11 protein-coding genes are annotated in these 17,909 nt (G+C 41.4%); 7 read left to right on the top strand and 4 right to left on the bottom strand.

Annotated features, from left to right (window positions below):
* The first annotated feature begins 148 nt into the window (after nucleotides 1–148).
* Together KO534_RS11570 and KO534_RS11565 are read left to right on the top strand one after the other, a co-directional pair.
* Nucleotides 149–1,327 carry a benzoate/H(+) symporter BenE family transporter gene (locus tag KO534_RS11570; RefSeq protein ID WP_215929815.1) on the top strand — a complete coding sequence of 393 codons (1,179 nt, stop codon included), beginning with the start codon at nucleotides 149–151 and terminating at the stop codon, nucleotides 1,325–1,327.
* A gap of 3 nt (nucleotides 1,328–1,330) precedes the next feature.
* The gene (locus KO534_RS11565; RefSeq protein WP_215929814.1) at nucleotides 1,331–1,978 is read left to right on the top strand and encodes a GntR family transcriptional regulator; all 648 of its coding nucleotides are present in this window, start codon (nucleotides 1,331–1,333) and stop codon (nucleotides 1,976–1,978) included.
* Nucleotides 1,979–1,981: 3 nt separating this feature from the next.
* Here the strand turns inward: KO534_RS11565 and KO534_RS11560 are convergent, their stop codons facing one another.
* Nucleotides 1,982–3,193 carry a pyridoxal-phosphate-dependent aminotransferase family protein gene (locus tag KO534_RS11560; RefSeq protein ID WP_215929813.1) on the bottom strand — a complete coding sequence of 404 codons (1,212 nt, stop codon included), beginning with the start codon at nucleotides 3,191–3,193 and terminating at the stop codon, nucleotides 1,982–1,984.
* A gap of 123 nt (nucleotides 3,194–3,316) precedes the next feature.
* Nucleotides 3,317–5,284: a BCCT family transporter gene (locus KO534_RS11555; protein ID WP_215929812.1), complete on the bottom strand. Its 1,968-nt coding sequence runs from the start codon at nucleotides 5,282–5,284 to the stop codon at nucleotides 3,317–3,319.
* Nucleotides 5,285–5,558: 274 nt separating this feature from the next.
* Here KO534_RS11555 and KO534_RS11550 point away from each other — a divergent pair, with 274 nt between their 5' ends.
* The 3 genes from KO534_RS11550 to KO534_RS11540 all read left to right on the top strand — a co-directional run bounded on the left by KO534_RS11550 (nucleotide 5,559) and on the right by KO534_RS11540 (nucleotide 13,438).
* Nucleotides 5,559–8,204, top strand: a complete 2,646-nt coding sequence (locus KO534_RS11550) for a TonB-dependent receptor (protein ID WP_215929811.1) — start codon at nucleotides 5,559–5,561, stop codon at nucleotides 8,202–8,204.
* Between the two features lie 136 nt (nucleotides 8,205–8,340).
* Entirely contained in the window at nucleotides 8,341–10,326 is a 1,986-nt protein-coding gene (locus tag KO534_RS23715) for a sulfotransferase (protein ID WP_215929810.1), read from the top strand.
* Nucleotides 10,327–10,603: 277 nt separating this feature from the next.
* Nucleotides 10,604–13,438 (top strand): M16 family metallopeptidase, encoded by a 2,835-nt coding sequence (locus KO534_RS11540; RefSeq protein WP_215929809.1) that lies wholly within the window; start codon nucleotides 10,604–10,606, stop codon nucleotides 13,436–13,438.
* 244 nt (nucleotides 13,439–13,682) lie between these two features.
* On the opposite strand, the gene KO534_RS11535 is transcribed toward KO534_RS11540, so the two are convergent.
* Both KO534_RS11535 and KO534_RS11530 read right to left on the bottom strand, forming a co-directional pair.
* The gene (locus tag KO534_RS11535; protein ID WP_215929808.1) at nucleotides 13,683–15,584 is read right to left on the bottom strand and encodes a CocE/NonD family hydrolase; all 1,902 of its coding nucleotides are present in this window, start codon (nucleotides 15,582–15,584) and stop codon (nucleotides 13,683–13,685) included.
* A gap of 199 nt (nucleotides 15,585–15,783) precedes the next feature.
* Nucleotides 15,784–16,257 (bottom strand): HAD family hydrolase, encoded by a 474-nt coding sequence (locus tag KO534_RS11530; protein ID WP_215929807.1) that lies wholly within the window; start codon nucleotides 16,255–16,257, stop codon nucleotides 15,784–15,786.
* Between the two features lie 228 nt (nucleotides 16,258–16,485).
* Here KO534_RS11530 and KO534_RS11525 point away from each other — a divergent pair, with 228 nt between their 5' ends.
* Together KO534_RS11525 and KO534_RS11520 are read left to right on the top strand one after the other, a co-directional pair.
* Nucleotides 16,486–16,851, top strand: coding sequence for a hypothetical protein (locus KO534_RS11525; protein WP_215929806.1), 366 nt, complete (start codon nucleotides 16,486–16,488; stop codon nucleotides 16,849–16,851).
* 346 nt (nucleotides 16,852–17,197) lie between these two features.
* Entirely contained in the window at nucleotides 17,198–17,905 is a 708-nt protein-coding gene (locus tag KO534_RS11520) for a PEP-CTERM sorting domain-containing protein (protein WP_215929805.1), read from the top strand.
* Nucleotides 17,906–17,909: the final 4 nt, after the last annotated feature.

Here is a 17,909-nt window from a genome sequence, read left to right as displayed (position 1 = left end):
AGCGTGATACTCAACCTTCCCGAACATTAATTGCTCTTATAATTCTTTGTTAAATCCCAGAGAAAAAAGTGAGTAATGCATTGATACACTTTGAAAACTTTCACAACCATGTTATTTTTTGTATACATTTTTAAAATTGAATACAAAAATGAACTTCAAGAAGTGTTTTTCTGACATTAGCTTTTCAGCTATCAGCGCTGGTTTTATTGCAGTCTTAGTTGGCTATGCCAGCGCTTGGGTAATAGTTTATCAAGCCGCAATCGCTGCTGGGGCTAGTCAAGAAATGATTGACTCTTGGATATGGGCCCTAGGTCTGAGTATGGGGTTGGGCTGTTTAGGTTTATCGTTATATTACAAACGTCCAATCATCATTGCTTGGTCTACTCCGGGCGCTGCTTTGTTAGCAACAACTCTTAGTGGTAGCAGCATTGCTCAAGCTATAGGTATTTTCGTATTTGTGGGCGTGTTAACGTTATTGACAGGTTTATCAGGTTGGTTCGACGCGCTTACCAAACGTATCCCTCTACCACTCGCTTCTGCGATGTTGGCAGGCATATTAGTGCAGTTTGGTTTAAATATTTTTACCTCGTTACAAAGTGAGCCAGTAATGGTAGGGATCATGTTGGTGACTTTTTTACTCGCCAAAAAATGGTTACCGCGATACACAATTATGATAGTGCTACTAGCCGGATTTATATATGCCTTCACATTTGAGAAAATCGGTTTACAACAAGTCAGATGGGAGCTCTCAATGCCTGTTTGGACAATGCCTGAGTTTAATTTAAGTCTATTAATAGGTGTTGGTTTGCCCCTATTTGTGGTGACCATGACATCACAAAATGTGCCTGGTATCGCTATTCTACGTGCCACAGGTTACAATCAAGCACCGGTGTCACCCATACTCAGCTGGACAGGAGGGTTAAACGTAGTGTTTGCGCCTTTTGGAGCGTTTACATTAAACTTAGCAGCTATCACAGCGGCGATTTGTGCCAGCGAAGAAGCGCATCCTGATTCAGATAAACGTTATGTTGCCGGTGTATTCGCTGGCATATTTAATATATTGGCAGGTATTTGTGGCGCAGCAGTCGTCAGTTTATTTGCGGCTTTTCCAGCAGCGATGATTTCCGCGTTAGCGGGGCTCGCGTTATTGGGTATCATAGGCGCAAGTTTGCAATCGTCTTTTGAACAAACCAATTACCGCGATGCTGCCTTAATTACATTTTTGGTTACGGCTTCTGGGGTATCTTTTTTTGATATTGCATCAGCATTTTGGGGTATTACATTTGGGCTTGTCACACTTGCCATAAGCCGAGTAACGAGAACCTAACTAATGACTGAACGGCAACCAGCTGAAACTCTCTATCAGCAATTAAAACAAGACATTCGTGATAACAAATTACCAATCGCCACCCCCTTAAAACAAGAGCAATTAGCGTCAGATTATGGGGTGAGCCGTATTCCGATTAGGGATGTGTTAGGGCGTTTAAAAAATGAAGGATGGCTAACACAAAGTGGCAAGCGTGGGGTGATGGTGCATCCGCTAAGCGCCACCGAAGCAGAAGATTTATACATGATGCGTATGTACTTAGAGCCGCTCATTCTTAGTCACGCGATGCCAAAATTCAATCACCAAATTTTGGGCCAAGCCACAGATATCCTAGAACAACTCGACCAACCAAAGTTAAGCATTAGCAGACATGGCGATCTCAATTGGCAGTTCCACGCGTGCCTCTATCAAGCCGCCAATCGGCCTACTTTGTTCAACAATATCTACCACCTACACCAACTATGCTCAAGATATATTGGTTTTCATTCGGTTGAACTACATTATGAAAAAACCAGCCAACATGAACATTATCAACTATTAAATGCAATAAAAGCGAAACAACTAGGCAAAGCTAAAAATATCTTAAAACAACATATTTCTGAAGCAGGCGAAATATTAGTCGAATACTTACATAAAAATATGCATTTTTGACGGTTAAACCTGATCCACAAAGCCTTGTTGATCTAACGCACCTTCAAGTGCAGCCATACCTGCTGGCAAGTCTAGTTTTTGACCCAAAAGATTAAAGCTCGCACCAAAGGCATGCAAAGTACGGAATAAGTTATGGGCACGGCATTGTTCACCCATTTGCCCAATACGCACAATGTTTGCCCCAAAGGAGCCAGAAATTTCTACTTTATAACGACTAGACATAGTGCTGAGTAATTGTTTAGTGTTCACTCCATTGGGCACGGTAATACCTACAACAGAATTGAGTCGTGCATCTGGTTTGACGTATAGGGATAACCCCATTGCTTCAATACCAGCTTGCAATGCTAATGAGCTTCTTAGATGTCGGTCAAACCTAGCGCTCAAGGTTTCTGTGCACACCAATCTTAACGCTTCATGTATCGCTAATATTCCAGAAACTGGCGCGGTGTAATGATAGGATTTTTTATACCAAAATTGGTCGGCTAACTTAGCGTCTAAACACCAATGCCGCAATTGATCTGTACGAGACTGAATGTGTTCCCAAGCTCGACTAGAAAAACCAATAAGAGACACCCCGGGAATACAAGATAATCCTTTTTGACCACCGGTAATCACTGCATCTATACCCCATTCATCCATATCAAACTTCATGGTGCTTAAGGTGCAAACCGCATCAACAATCACTAAACAATTGTGCGCTTTTGCAGCGGCTGCGATTGCAGCTAAATCGGCATTACAAACGGTACTAGAGGTTTCACCTTGGACTATAGTCAGAACTTGGGGTTGATGTTGTTCAATATATTCAGCGACAATTGCAGGGTCGGCACTTTGACCTTCTTCTACATGCAAACGAGTCACCTTGGCTTCTACTCGTTCTGCCATTTCCGCTAAACGGTTGCTGAAAAAGCCATTACAAACACTCAATACTTTACTACCAGGTAACACTAAATTAGCCACGGCCATTTCCATCGCAGCTGAGCCTGGACCTGCCACACCTAAAATATGCCCAGTTTCTGTCTGAAACACATACCGCGACATCAACTTAACTTGTTCAATAATCTGCGCCATGGTATCGCCCAAATGATTGATTACGATACCATTCGCCGCTGCCACTCTGGCCGGAATAGGAACTGGCCCCGCCCCCATCATCAATAATGGTTCTTCGGGTAGAATACTGTCTAAAGACAAAATACCTTGGGGCGACTTAATACGCACGTTTATTCCTTAGTTTCAAAGGGTTAACTCTATGCCCCGAGTATACTGAAAAGCATCGAGGATCCGATGCTTTTTATGGTTCATTGCCTGCCATTATCTGCTAACAAATAGCCAAACTGCATATCAACGTAATAGATGCAAAAAGTGTAAATGTTTATGGTATTGATCAATCACATCGTTAATAACCGCTTGTTTAGACCAGCCCATAATATCGTAGTCTTGGCCGCCCTCAACTAAGTGCACCTCGGCGCGATAATAAGTACAATCGTCGTCTGTTTCTTGTGACTCTTCATTATCTGGTGAAAAGCTAGGTTGTAGGTATTTTTCGCACTTCACTCCGTAGGTAAATGAATACTCATTGCCATGTTGTACGCTCAATCTCAGCATATTAGTTGAACTGGAAATCTCTGATTCTACTTGATTGTTAGCCAATTCTTTACTGACGCTCTCCAGTGCAGCGCGCACTGTGCCCTCTATAAATTGGGTAACCGCACTTTTATTAGGGAATTCTATGATAGCGGACAAACGTTGTTCCCATCCACTGTCGGTGGTAGTTGGATGTGGGTGCAAGTTCATGGACAAACTAGCCTTTTTGTGGGTTTCTATACGTAACGCTTTTATCAAACCCACCAAAGATACCAATAAGATAATGGCGAAGGGCAAAGCCGTAGCAATGGTCATAGTTTGCAGTGCATTTAAACCACCTGCAGTGAGCAATATTGCAGCGACCAAGCCTACTCCAACAGCCCAATAAATACGTTGCCAAACGGGCGTATCGTTTTTTCCATGGGAACAAAGCATATCCACTACCATTGCTCCTGAGTCGCATGATGTGACAAAAAATACCACAACCATCAAGGTTGCGATAAAACTTAACAATTGCTGAAACGGAAAGTTTTCCAAAAATACAAACAACGCCACTGGCGCATTAGTGCTCACCATCTCGCCTAACTTGTCTACCCCTTGGGTATAAATTAGATCAATGGCCGAATTACCAAACACAGTCATCCAAAATAGAGTAAAAGCGGTAGGAATAACTAACACCCCAATCACAAACTCGCGAATAGTTCGTCCGCGGGAAATACGCGCAATAAACAACCCCACGAATGGAGCCCATGCTAACCACCAGCCCCAATAAAAAATGGTCCATCCACCAATCCAGTCCGTTTTATCATAGGCAAATAAGTTAAAGGTGTTGCGCACAATATCTGACAAATACGCGCCGGTGTTTTGCACATATGCGGCCAGTAAAAACACTGTCGGACCCAAAATCAAAATAAATAACAATAATGCGATTGCCAAAATCATATTCAATTCTGATAAGCGTCGAATGCCCTTATCTAGCCCAGTAGCCACCGAGACAATTGCCACCGCAATAATGCCTATCATCAAGTAAATCTGCACAGGAACTGATTCTTCAAGTCCAAACAGATAGCTTAACCCTGAGTTGATCTGCGCAGCACCTAATCCCAGCGAAGTGGCAATACCAAAAACAGTACTTACCACAGCGAGAATATCGACTGTATGACCAGCCCATCCGTAAATCCGGTCGCCAATCATTGGGTACAAAGCAGAGCGTAAAGTGAGGGGCAAATTTAGTCTGAAACTAAAATAAGCCAAAATTAGACCTACTACTGCGTAGATTGACCAAGCGTGTAATCCCCAATGAAAAAAGGTCATTTTCATCGCTTCTCGTACCGCTTCGGTGGTCCCTTCAGGGGCAGTAGGCGGAGACAAAAAGTGCATAACTGGCTCGGCTACGCCAAAAAACATTAGTCCAATTCCCATACCTGCAGCAAACAACATGGAGAGCCAAGTAGGCAGCGTAAAATCAGGCTTACAGTGATCTGGACCTAGACGTATTTCGCCAAAGCTAGAGAAACCAACATACAACACAGTCAGCAGAATGATAGCTACCGATACTACGTAAAACCAACTACCGTTTTCGATAATGGCGCTTTGTAAATCAGTAAAAAATACGTCCGCCGCTTGGGGGGCAATTAACGCAAATAAAACTAAAACTAGAATTGAAAGTGAAGAAAGATAAAAAACGGGGCGATTGAGGTATTGATCTATTCGAGTAAGGACCACGTAGCTAAGCCTGTAAATCTAATTATTATCTCGCCAATATACTCTATTTTAGGTTTATTTTAAACCAAGCTGATAATTAGAATACTATGCATTTATTTCTGTCTACTTTTTGCCAAAGTAGGGAATCACCTTAGAAAATGGCCCAAAAATCTGGTATAGTGTTTTACGCCACGTCAATTAAAATTTGTATTAAAACTAAATATTGTACACATTGGGCTAAGAATAAATCTTACCCCTGGGCAGTGTATGCAAACCCAAAAAAGGTTCTTACCACATGAACAGAACAAAAATAAGCTGTGCAATAGTCACAGCTCTCGCTATTAATCCAGCGATAGCACAAGAGAAAACGTCAAAAGCACAAATAGAAACCATTCAAGTTACCGCAACAAAAAGAACTGAATCGATACAAGATGTTCCCGTATCAGTTTCAGCTTTGAACGGCGAAGCGTTGGAAAATTTAGGCGTAGAAAGCTTTAACGACTACGTAGAATTTCTTCCAAACGTTGTTTTCCAGGGCACAGGTCCTGGTCAAAATGAAATATATATTCGCGGTGCGGCCACCACACAAACCAATATTTCGGTATCTTCAGTCCAGGCATTACAGCCCTCTGTCGCATTTTATCTAGATGAACAGCCTGTCTCCATGCAAGGGCGAAACCTAGATGTGTATGCAGCTGATGTGGAACGAATCGAGGTATTGCCAGGTCCACAAGGCACCCTGTTTGGCGCAAGTTCGCAATCAGGCACAGTGCGCATGATCAGTAAAAAACCGGATCACACGGGTTTTGCTGCAGGTATGGATGTCAATATTGGCAGCACTAAAGGCGGCGAAATGAGCAATTCCGTCGAAGCCTTTATGAACTTTACGCCTACTGATGAATTAGCCCTACGCGTTGTAGCTTACAATGATAAACAAGGTGGATGGATTGACAATATCCTCAATAAGCCCGGTGAAGGTGGTTATACTGGCAGTGCTGTTGTAATTGACAGAATATCAGGTGGCGTGCTTAACGACCCTGAAAACACCCCTATCATTTCGCCTGAAAATGGCTCCTTAGTAGAAGATGATACTAATGATGCAGTTTATACGGGTGTTCGATTTGGTATGTCTTATTTGATCAATAACGATTGGTCATTGTTGGTGCAGCACACCGCTCAGTCTCTTGAGACCGAAGGTGTGTTTTCTTACGATCCTAACCTTGAAGGTGAAAGTTCGGTCAACCGTTTTACACCTGAAGACAATGATGATGAATTTGGACTCACCACTTGGACGTTGAAAGGTCGTTTAGACAAGCTTGATATAGTTTACACTGGTGGTTATCTAGATCGTGAAATTAGCTCTACTATCGATTACACCGGTTATACCAACGGTGGCTTGTTCTCAGCATATTATGTTTGCCAATACGGTGGTTCGGTTGCAGTAGAAGATGAGCTTTGCTTAGACCCCACTAAGTACTACAAAGAACAAACAGATACATCGCGTACAACTCACGAGTTGCGTTTCAATACAGATGTAGATAACGCTTGGCGTGTTACCGCCGGTATTTTCTATGATGATCAAGAAGTTGCAACCGTTGGTCAATTCAAAATTGCCAGTACAGAAAAATTCCCTGATCTAGCTAGAACACTTCCAGGTAGTGAAGGAATTAATTCTGACGGCGGACCGTTCGAGTCAGGCATTAGTTTTGTTAATGATGTGACCCACACCATTGAACAAGTCGCAGTGTTTGGTCAAATTGAATACGATCTTACCGATAAACTGACTGCTTCTTTCGGCGCTCGTTGGTACCAAATTGATGATATTTTCAAAGGCTCAACAACCAGCACAGATGTTACCCGCAGAATTCGCGCTTTTGGAAGCCAAGATCCTGCTGAGTTAGATTTAGCAACAGGTGGTGATGGCCCAGGAGTGCTCCAAGCGGCCATTGCAAGCGGTCAACTAGATGTAAGTTTACTAGACGATAGTGGCACATTAACTGTTGACGACACCATCTTCAAAGCCTCATTAGATTACAAAGTAAATGACGACCTACTGTTATTTACGACTTATTCAGAAGGATTTAGACCGCCTGTTACCAACCGCCAAGGTGGTGATCTTGCGAGCAATCAAAGTGGTGCGTTTGAAGGATTCAGAATACCGGTTTATTCCACTACCGATAGCCTAGATAACTTCGAAATAGGCATGAAAGGTGACTTTTTAGACGGTATTTTACGAGTCAATGCCACTGCTTTTTATTCTGAGATTACTGACTTACAAACATCACGTTATGACCCTACCAACATCAGCTTTTTAGTATTTACCGATAATGTAGGTGATGCAGAGATAAAAGGCATAGATGCGGATATCACTTGGCTGGCAACAGACAACTTAGTAATCAATGCGGCTTTTAGTGTGCTCGATACAGAATTAACTCGAGTTAACGCTGAGCTAGCAGGTATCGCACCGGGAGTAGGCGCACAACTGCCCTATTCAGCCGAATTTTCGGGTAATATTCGTGCACGTTATTATTTCGAGCTTGATGATGGTTACAATGGTTATTTCAATGCTTCAGTAAGCTACACGGGCGACCGTTTAGCTGGAATGTCGATGGATGCCTATGTAACTGAAGATGCTACACGATTGATCTACGGAACAGGTTCCGGTTTACCGATTCAAAATGAAGCCGCCACTTACGATGGCACCTCATTTACAGATTCGAATGGTGATGTTTTCCAAGGCGGACGTTACATTCAAGAGAGCTACGCTATTGCTAACGTATCTGTAGGTATCACTAAAGACGACTGGAAAGCTGAGTTGTATATCGATAACCTCACAGACGAAAGTGCAGTGCTTTATATAGATACACAACAATTTACGCCAAAAGTTGTCACAAATCGTCCTCGTACATTAGGGCTAAGACTATCTTACGATTTCTATTAGAGATAGTGTTATAGGGTGAATTTCCCAACTAATAAAGGCAAGCGTTTAGCTTGCCTTTATTTTTTATGTAGTGAAAAATCCCACAAACAACTCTCGTCTCAGTAGCACAATAAATTTAATCCTCTGGAGGAAACGCGTGGTAACAAACGTTGGCGAAGACAACAGCAAAAATCGCATCAAGATTGACGATATTAAACGAGCGCTACAAGCAGGCGATAGTGACAACGCCATATCACTTTGCCAGCGCGTATTAGAAAACCCAAAAGAGACTCAAGAAAAAATCGAAGCCTACTATATGCTAGCCGTTGCCCAGCGCACCAAAGGACTCATAGTCGAGGCGACCGAAACGCTCAAAACACTCATCGCGATAGATCCCAACCACGCTCGCGCTCACCAAGAAAATGGTTATCTATTCCTTAGTTCAGGTAATAAGCCCAGCGCAGCAACAGCTTTCGCCAGAGCCACTAGGCTTAATCCGGCATTATTATCAAGTTGGCAGAAACTAGCCCCTTTATATGCTGAGTTGAATCATAGCGTAGGAAAAAATATTGCAACACAACGGATCACCTACCTATCGCAACTACCAGTTGAAATACGTGGCGCTCGAGATCTTATGTATGAAGGAAAGTTAGGTCTAGCCGACAGCGTATGTCGACGTTTTTTGCAAAATCACAAACACCATGCTGAAGCCATGCTGCTACTAGCTGAGATTGGCATCAAGTTAAAAATCTATCATGAAGCCGAGTTCCTGTTAGAAAGCTGCGTTGAGATCCACTCAACCCATGAAGCAGCCAGAGCTGAGTACGTACAATTATTATCTAAATTAGGTAAATTTGAGCAGGCCAAACAACAGGCCGAATGGTTACTAAACGAACATCCTAGCAATCACCAGTATCTTGCAGCAAAAGCCGGCGCTATGGTGGGAATAGGAGAAGTTGAACCGGCCATCAAGCTTTATCAACAAATTATTGGTGATCGCAACGATCTACCAGGCATTCAGCTGCTTCTTGGACATGCTTACAAAGCAAACGGCAACATTGAACAGGCGATAGCGGCTTATCAACAAGCTTACAAAATTCGCCCTGACTTCGGTGATGCATACTGGAGTTTGGCCAACACTAAAACCTACCGCTTTACCGACGAAGAATTAGCCTTGATGCAGACTCAACTGGAAAAAGCGGATCTTGAACAAGACGACAAGGCGCATCTTGAGTTCGCCTTGGCCAAAGCCTATGAAGATCGCAAACAATTCGATACGGCTTTTAACTATTACCAAAACGGTAATGCTTCAAAAAATCAGCGTAATCATTATTCACAGGCTAAGGTGACTGAACAAGTTGAGGCGCAAAAATCCGTTTTCACCACAGACTTTTTTAACGCTCATCAAAATTTGGGCGACCCGAGCCCTGATCCTATTTTTATTGTTGGACTTCCTAGAGCCGGCTCAACTTTGCTAGAGCAAATATTAGCCTCACACTCTCAAGTAGATGGCACTATGGAGTTGCACAATGTATTAGGGCTCGCAGCTAGATTAAGAAGTAGTAAAAGCGGTTATCCCAAAATAGTGACCGAATTAGACAATGAATATTTCACCCGTTTTGGTAATAAATTTATCGCTGATACGCGGTGTTATCGTCAAGGAGCAGCATTTTTTATCGATAAAATGCCCAATAACTTTATGCATATTGGTCTGATAAAATCGATTTTACCCAATGCCAAGATAATTGACGCTAGACGAGATCCCATAGCCTGTTGCTTCAGTGGATACAAACAGTTGTTTGCAGAAGGGCAAGAATTTTCTTATGACTTAGACAATCTGATCCACTACTACCAATCCTATTTGTCATTAATGGATCATTGGAACAGCGTGTTACCGGGCTACGTATTAAAAGTGCAGCACGAAGACGTGATTGATTATTTAGAAGGCCAAGTCAGACGTCTATTAGACTTTTGCCAATTGCCCTTTGAAGCATCATGTTTAGATTTTCACAAAACTAAACGTACCATTAAAACCCCAAGCTCTGAGCAGGTCCGCCAGCCGATAAACTCGAGTGCTAGAGAACAATGGAAAAATTTTGAGGCGCAGCTCACTCCACTAATTACAGCCTTCGGTGCGAAATAAAATAACGCCATCGAACAGCCAGAAATATTAAGAGTCTACACTCGGCTAGTCGCTACTTACATCGATTAGTCGAATTCTCACTTGCCACGTGATTAGGCATTAAATTCGCTGCAAATGATTTCCTGAGAAACTTGGAAGAAGGGAATATAGACGTCTTATTTGCTGACATTCAATGTAACAATATAATGAAGTCAATAAACACCCCAAAGCTTTTAGTCCTTACCTAAGTATGCAATTATCTGAAGGTTAATTTCCTTCCACTTAATAACGGCTCAAAATGAAAAAAGCACTCTGTTACCTAGTGTTATTGACTAGCACTTTTACTACATTTCACAGCATATCGGCACAAGAACCTGCTAAAAATCCGAAATTTGAGGTCAATTACCAGAAGTTTGTTTTGGACAATGGCCTAGAAGTGGTATTTCACATTGACCGTTCTGATCCGGTTGTAGCAGTGAACCTAACTGCCCACGTAGGATCGGCTCGCGAAGTAGCAGGTCGCACTGGTTTTGCTCACTTATTTGAACACTTGTTGTTTTTAGAATCAGAAAACTTAGGTAAAGGCGGCTTAGATAAACTATCAGCGAGAATTGGCGGCTCTGGGGCTAACGGTTCCACCTCGAGAGACCGAACCAATTATTTACAAACCATACCAAAAGATGCCCTAGAAAAAATGATTTGGGCGGAAGCTGATAAGCTCGGTTGGTTTATTAATACAGTTACAGTGCCCGTTTTAGAAAAAGAGAAACAAGTCGTCAAAAACGAAAAACGCCAAAGCAGTGATAACGCCCCATATGGCCACAACTGGTATGTCATCGACCAAAATCTTTATCCACAAGATCACCCTTATAATTGGCAAGTCATAGGCTCTTTAGCAGATTTACAAGCCGCCACTTTGGATGATGTTAAACAATTCTTTAAACGTTGGTATGTGCCTAATAACGTAACATTAACGCTGGCTGGTGACTTTGACCCTGTGCAGGCAAAACAGTGGGTAGAAAAATATTTTTCTGAAATCAAAGCGGGTGAAAAAATCACACCACTTAAAAAACGCGCTGCAAAGTTAACAGAGACTAAAAAACGTTACCATGAAGATAACTTTGCCAATCAGCCACAAATTACCCGCACTTATCCTACCGTAGAACAGTACCACCCTGACTCCTATGCATTAAACGTATTATTTGAATACCTCGCGAATGGCAAATCTGCACCTCTTTATAAAGTGTTAGTTGAAGACAAACAGCTAGTGCCAAGCGCCGATATTTATCATCAAACCAGTGAACTAGCCGGTCAAGCGTATTTAATTGCCAGAGCTTATGGTGATATTGATTTAGACCAAGTCAACAGCGGCATTGGTCAAGCTTTTAAACAATTCGAAAAAGACGGGATTTCTGAGCAAGATTTGCAACGTATTCTCGCCACTCAAGAAACTGATTTTTATAATCAGCTATCGAGTGTGTTAGGTAAAGGCGCGCAGTTAGCTTACTACAACATTTACACTGGCGATCCTGGCTATGCTGCCAAAGAAATTGAAGCTATTCTCAGTGTCACCACTGACGATGTAAAACGGGTCTACAACCAGTACATCAAAAACAAGCATTATGTAGTCACCAGCTTTGTTCCTAAAGGCAAGCTAGAACTTGCAGTGCAAGGCTCTACTAAAGCTAAAGTAACAGAAGAACAAGTGGTTCAGGGGGCAGAAAAACAGGTCGACCCAAATGTAGTGGCCTCTTACAGTAAAACGCCTTCAACGTTTGACCGTTCAAAAGAGCCCAAATATGGGCAGTCAGCCGAAGCAATTGTGCCAAATATATGGCAAGCACAACTTGATAAGATCCAAGTACTTGGCATTGAAGTACATGAAGTACCTTTAGTTGACGTTGAATTGGTAATAGACGGCGGGCAATTATTCGAGCCAATAAACAAAGTGGGCATGGCAAACATACTTGCTCAGATGTTGACAAGTGGTACCAAAAATAAGTCTCCAGAAGCCCTGGAAAATGCCATTAAACTGCTAGGTGCATCCATCTCAGTATCTGCCAATAAGGAAGACATTCGCATTAGGGTTAATACCTTAGCCAAAAATTATGAACAAACCATGGATTTAGTGACAGAAATCCTATTAGAGCCACGTTGGGATAAAAAAGAATTTACCTTAATTAAGCAACAAACATTATCGCAAATTCGCCAGCAACAAGCGGATCCTAGAAGCATTGCAAACAATACCTTTAACGAATTGATCTATGGCGAAAATAACATCCGTGCAAAAAACATCTTGGGGAACAAAAGTTCAGTCGAGGCAATTTCTTTAGAGGATATCCAAGATTTTTACCGCAACAATTTATCACCTAATTTAACTAGAATTCATGTAGTAGGGGCAATTGATAAAAAAGCGGTGTTAGCATCTATGTCGACATTAAAAGCCAAGTGGCCCGCGACTAACGTCACCATACCAAAACTTGCCACAGCGAATCGCCCTACAGAATCTAAAGTATATTTTTATGATGTACCTGGCGCTAAACAAACCGTAGTAAACATTGGCTATCCAGCATTGGCAGCGACAAACAAAGACTACTACCCCGCTACTATTATGAATTACATTCTTGGCGGCGGCAGTTTTGCCTCGCAACTCACACAAGAGTTACGAGAAGGCAAAGGTTATACCTATGGGATTTTCTCTGGTTTCTCTGGCACCAAAGATCCAGGCACTTTTAGAATATTTAGCCAAGTACGTTCAAACGTTACGTTAGAGTCTGCGCAGTTAATCAAAACAATACTTGAGAACTACGGTAAAAATTACTCACAGCAAGACCTAGCCACCAGTAAAAGTTTTTTAATAAAAAGCAACGCCAGAGCATTCGAAACAGCTAATGCGAAATTAGGATTATTAGACAACATCAGCAAATACAACTGGCCACAGGATTACGTTAAACAACGAGAAAAAACAGTCAACAACATCAAAGTAAAAGATATCAAAGCGCTGGCTAACAAGTATTTGCTACCCAATCAAATGGTGTGGTTGTTTGTTGGTGATGCCAATACACAATTAGCTCGGATGAAAACGCTTGGGTTTGGTGAGCCAGTATTATTAAACCCCGCTAGAAGTCACTAAGGTTAATTTGGGCTATTTGACTAGTTGACCTCTTACCTAGTTGAGTGTTGGGGTTGTTTCTCCATCACTCTTAATAGAATAATTGAACATTAGAGAGTTTGAATATTTACAAATGAAAAAGAATGGACGATTTGTCTGTTTTTAAGCAGAGCCTAGATTAAATTTGATTCTGCTCTAGCCCTTAATACAAAAAACGCCTTTTCAGGCGTTTTTTGTTTTTATGTTATATCGATAGTGACTATGCCTACTGGTCTATCACTTTAAACGATATCGAACTTGGATATTGTTCGCTGTGGTACAACTTATGTTGCGCCTTCACGTAATCTTCTTCTGTAGCATTGAAGATATTATCGACATATTTTTGAGGGTTCATGTCCATAAATGGAAACATACTGCTTTGAACCTGAATTTGTAACTTATGCCCTCGTTTGATGGTATGTAACACGTCGTACAATTCAAACTTAACCAAGGTTGGTTTATTGGGTTCAAATGGCTCAGGCGTACTCATGCTGTTTCTGAAGCGTCCTCGAATAATGCCCCAGCGGACTAACTCATGACGGTTGCCGGTTTTTTTGTCAACTTTATTAGAAGTTTCATCCATACCTGGAAATACATCTACCAGTTTCACCACAAAGTCACCGGCACTTTGGTCCGTGGATACCCAAAGGTTAATATCAATGGCACCGGCTATGGTTTGGTCTTCTGTGGCTACTTCACCATTAAAAACTAATACATCAGTTCGTCTAGCAGTAAAGCGTTGGTCTTCTGCCATATAAGGACGATCCCAACCGCGACTCACTTTATCTGAGTGAGGAACGGGTTTATTTGGATCACTTATATAGTCACTTGAACCACCTTTAGACTCTTTGTTCGCAAGCAGTTTTTCGTTTGCGCCCATATACAGCACTACATCTTTGCCTTGTTTCGGAGGCCAGGTATCGAACTCTCTCCAGCGATTAGCACCCGTTTCGAACATTGTGGCTTGCGCCAAAGACTCAGCTTTAGTGTCTTTGTCCTTTTTAGCATCTTTTAGGTTTTGTTTAAAAAACGGCAATAGAATACGTTCTTGGAACCATTCACTGGTATTAAAGCCAAACTCTGCTTCCCCCATTTTGCTACCGTCTTTGGCATTCCATTGACCGTGATACCAAGGCCCCATAATAAGGTGGACGTTATCCTTTTTATTCGCTTTTGACATGCTTTGATAAGTGGCCAAAGGTCCATAGAGATCTTCAGTGTCATACCAACCACCTACTACTAATGTAGCGGGTTTCACATTATCAAGATGGGGTAATACATTTCGCGCTTGCCAATACTCATCATAATTAGGGTGCTCAGTTAATTCGTTCCAAAAAGGTCGTTCACCTTTAAAGTAGTTTTTATTGACATTACTTAATGGACCTAGATTTCGGAAAAATTCATAACCGTCAGGGGTGATTGAATCCATTCCTTTTGGCCAATAGGCAAATTGCCCTTCACGCTGTTTGTCAAAAGTATCGAAGAAAATAAACGCCATTGGAGTAGAAAATGCGCCATTGCGATGAAAATCATCATAAAACCAGTTCGCGATCGGAGCTTGAGGTGAAATAGCTTTTAACGCTTTATGGCTATTAATCGCCGCAACAGAAGTATAATACCCAGGGTAAGACGTGCCCCACATTCCCACTTTGCCGTTATTGTTTGGCACATGTTTCACCAACCAGTCAATAGTGTCATAAGTGTCTGTGGCATCATCAGTGGCATTGCCCCCTCTGTCGTGGGCGTCTTGAGGGCGCATATTGACGTACTCTCCTTCAGACATAAATTTGCCTCGTACGTCTTGAAAAACAAAGATAAAGCCTTCTTTTTCGAATATTTCACTTGGCCCTAATCTAGTTTTATATTTATCGACGCCATAAGGGGCAACACGATAAGGCGTACGTTGCATCATCATGGGATATTGAGTGGATTTGTCGTAAGGAATATAAACCGAAGTGAATAATTTCACTCCATCACGCATTGGAATTTGATATTCATATTTAGCGTAATGTGAACGAATATATTCAGCTCTTTTATCTGCATCTTTAGTATCGGCAGCTTGCGCAAATGTAGCAAAAATCAGGCTATAACAAATTACAATGAACCCGGTTAAGGTTTTCTTATTCATTAAATCATCCTTTCATGATTATTAAAGTAGCGAGACGTTTCGCTATGGACTCAATACTACTATGGCTTGGGATGGTAATCTAAGGGAAAAATTTCGAGAGCTTGAAAATTAATTATCGAGTGTGTTCGATGTTATTGTTCAAAAATCGCCACAACTAGCAAGCTAACGGGGACCAATTTCAATGCTCAAAAACCTAGCTTTATGTGTAAAGCCCAGACAAATGATGAATTTGTTTTATGTCTTTTGTAACATCGCTATTGGTTATCGAAGGGTTAAACCAAATGGCTTGAATACCGGCGGAGAATGCTGGTTCAATATCTTTATCGTAGCTATCACCAACCATAATAATGGATTGGGGTTTGACACCTAGACGCTCCGTTATTTTATGGAAGAACTCAGGTGTGCCCTTGCCTATGCCTAAATTAGCTTTGCAGAAATAACCATTTATAAAGGGAGATAGCCCTACTCGTTCAAGTGCAAGTTGAATATCTTGTTCACAAGAGTCCGCGGCGTTGGTAGCGACATAAATTAGATGCTCTTTCGATAATGCTTTAAGTGTAGCTAAGGCTCCTTCTACAGCTTGAACCTTAGGCCAACTACACATTTTTCCGTGTTGCTCGGGGAAATCAACCATCAAGGTATCGCCCCAATCAAATAAGTATATTTTAGACATCTTGCCTCATTAAACACTTTGCATCATTAAACACTTTGCATCATTAGAACGACGCTGCGACTATCAACACAAGCTTGTTTGAGTTTGTTCAGGCGCGCTTATTCACATGAGCTTTTTTACTATGACTCGACTAAATTACCACCAGCAACAAAACTAAGATACACTCATTTTTACATGATGATTAACGTTCTAAACTCCAGATACACGCAACTCAAATTGGATGTAAATATGTCAGACCCAATCTCTATATTTTTTGAAGCATGGCAAATCGAAGATGCCAAAAAACGTCTTGAAAAAATAACCCAATCTTCGGCAGAAGATATACAGTACAAGGATCCTCGCACGCCAAATACATTAGTGGGTATAGACGCGTTGAGCGAATATGTAGGCATATTTAGCGCAAATGCCCCAGGTTGGTCAGCGAATGTAGTAAAGAGCGATACCATAGGTGAAATGACACGCACCACCGTTGCCTTTAGTGGCTTAGGACCAGATGGTTCGAAAACCGTCCAACACGGTCAATATTTCATTGAAAAACACAACGACTTAATTTCACGCATGTACGGTTTCGTCGGCACCGGAGAACCCGACTAAATCAGAAAAACTACCCACCATTCCCGTTTTTATGAAGACAGCCATAATAAGAATGGAAATATAAGCGCTGTTTAACTAAATATTTTATAATGGTGGCTTGGTAAATATTTCGTATATCTTTTGGTCCTCTCCTTCCCCGCGCAACCTGTAAACAAACCGTTAAAAACAACACCCCATTTGTCAACAATTTTTACATTGATTATACTTATTTGTTTATCCTAACTACGTAACATATTGAACTTATTAAAATTAAAAATAATGGCATATTATTAGCTTTAACTTTTGTTTGAGTTTAGTTGTAAAAATTAAATATTGAATTCTAATAATATAAATAAGGAAAATTATAATGAAATCAAATCTTATAACCTCAATATTACCCATAATAGCATTAACTTTATGTACAATTTCATTCACATCAAAGGCAATTACCATTGGAACGAACATTCATCTTTATGTTGATGCAGCTCCAAATAAATATGGTTCACCTAATTATGCACAATGGGAAAGTGATGCTTTTGCTAGTATTAGTAATAATACATTTATCAATATGAATAGTAGCTCAGATCCAAATAACATTGGTACCACTGGATTCACAATTGAAGATGAAGTTGTATACAGTTTTGGTGACTTGGGATCTAGACTAACTTGGATTTACTGGATCCCACAAACAACTATTTCCGCATTAGAAGGGTACGGATTCGAGGTGAGACTAGAAAACACTTGGGATGGCGTTTACGATGATTTTTATCAAACATACTATGGTAGTAGTTGGCTTACTCCAAGTTCTTGGATCGAAATAAATGGTGGTGTCATTGGCACAGCAGGTATGGCCTATTGGGGAGCAAACGGTATTAACACTCCAGAAGCTCTTGCAAGTGATATTGCTACCTGGGGTCAGGCAGATGAAAGTTGGGTATTTACGGCGAGAATGACTCAGTTACAACAAATGACAAGCATCACAAGTAATAGAGTTGGGGTGCCGGTGCCAGAACCATCGACATTGGCATTTTTTGCCCTAGCTCTTGTTGGTATGGGTACTCGCCGCTTTAGATAAAAAG

Source organism: Paraglaciecola arctica, from assembly GCF_018861065.1.
Taxonomy (GTDB): domain Bacteria; phylum Pseudomonadota; class Gammaproteobacteria; order Enterobacterales; family Alteromonadaceae; genus Paraglaciecola; species Paraglaciecola arctica_B.
This window is presented reverse-complemented; position numbering and strand designations above follow the sequence as displayed.